At 59.6% G+C, this 1,795-nt stretch carries 1 protein-coding gene; it reads left to right on the forward strand.

Going from position 1 to position 1,795, the window contains the following annotated elements; genetic code table 11:
• Positions 1–36 precede the first annotated feature (36 nt).
• Positions 37–1,795: type VI secretion system Vgr family protein (locus AB4Y32_RS40265; protein ID WP_368726556.1), on the forward strand; the 1,759-nt coding region annotated here is incomplete at its 3' end.

Here is a 1,795-nt window from a genome sequence, read left to right on the forward strand (position 1 = left end):
GCTGGAGTCTAAAACTAAAACAAAGGAATCCAAAATATGGCAGAAGCATTTGATGGCGACGATCTGCTATCCGGAGAACAGACCGGGAAGCAGGCATATTTTCTCGACGTGCCGGGCACGGACAGCGCCCAGGCGCTATCAGTCGTGTCATTCGAGGCCACTGAGCGATTCGGCGAGCCGCATCGCATCACGATCCGCGTGACGCACCGTTTTGAGCTTCCACGTGCCGACTACCTTGGGAGGAACGCGAGGTTTTCCATCGTTCCAGATATCGGTGAAGGCCGCACTTTCGACGGTTGGATTACGGCGTTCGCGAAACTCTCGGCATCACGAGACGAGAGCACCTACGAGATTTCGCTCGAAGCGCATCTGTCCAGGCTGGCCCGTACGCATACCAGCCGCGTGTTCCAGCACGCGACGGCACCCACTATCATCGAGCAGGTGCTACGGCGGCATGGATTCAGGGGACACCAGTTCAGTTTCACGCTGCGGCGAACGTACCAGGAGCATGCGTTCCGCTTTCAGTACCAGATGAACGATCTGGCCTGGGTGCAGCTGCTGATGAAGCAGGAAGGCATCTACAGCTATATCACGCATGGCAGGCATGGCGACAGCATTGTTTTCGGAGACGACATTGACCACTATGTCTATCAGCCCCGGAAGGCAGTGCCTTACAGGGAGCCAGCCGGACTCAACGCAGCAGCGGAGTCCGCTTACTCGCTGGTCACTCGCACCTGCTCTGTGCCCGAGCTGGTACAGGTCGCTGCCTACAATCCGGATCGTGCATGGGAGCGCTTCAGGGACGAGGCGAACACCGCAAGGAACGACAGGACGACTTACGGCCAGCCTTACATTTGGGGCACGGGTCATCTGGACGCGAAAGGCGCGAAATGGGAAGCACAGCTAAGGCACGAAGCCGAAATCGCATGGCAGGTCGTCTATGAAGGCAGGAGCAATGTGCTGGGTCTGCATCCGGGGCGCATCCTGCATATTGATGAAGTCCTGCCAGACGCGCCACATGGCCAGGTGATTGTCGAGGTGGTTCATCAGGGTGCGCGTGACAGGCCCTATTCGAATACCTACAAGGCGATACCTGCCGACAGGCGTTTCCGGCTGCCTCTCGACGAGAACAGCTGGCCGAAGATTCACGGCACCCTGACCGCACGCATCACCTCTCCGGATAACTACAGGTACGCGTACGTCACGGACCAGGGGTATTACGTGGTCCGCCTCGATGTTGACTTTGACGAATGGCCGAAGGGTGGGGAGCTTGTTCCTCTGCGTCTTGCCAAGCCGTTCGCAGGTGCACGGGAGACGGGTTTCCATTTCCCGCTGATCGACGGCACGGAAGTCAACGTCGCGTTTGATGCGGGCAATCCGAACCGCCCGTACATTGCCAACGCGATGCACAACAGCCAGTCGGTTGATCTCGTCACGTCGCACCGACGCTGGATGTCCCGTAATGTCATCCGCACGCAGGCGAACAACAAGCTGCGCATGGAGGACTGGGAGGGCGAGGAAAGCATCAAGCTGTCAACCGAGCATTCGGGCAAGACGCAGCTGAACATGGGCTACCTCGTGGATGCCCAGAAACAGAGGCGCGGCGCAGGTGCAGAACTGCGCACGTCGGGTCACGCGGTCACGCGTGGCGGCGCCGGTGTGATGGTCACGGCATACGACCAGCCAGGTGCGGGCGGCAAACAGCTTGCGATGGCGGAAGTCGTTGCGCAGCTCAGGGAACTGCTGACGCTGGCTGAATCGCTGGCGCAGTCCGCAGACGCGTCAAAGGCGTCGC

This window comes from Paraburkholderia phymatum, from assembly GCF_040965635.1.
Lineage (GTDB): Bacteria > Pseudomonadota > Gammaproteobacteria > Burkholderiales > Burkholderiaceae > Paraburkholderia > Paraburkholderia phymatum_B.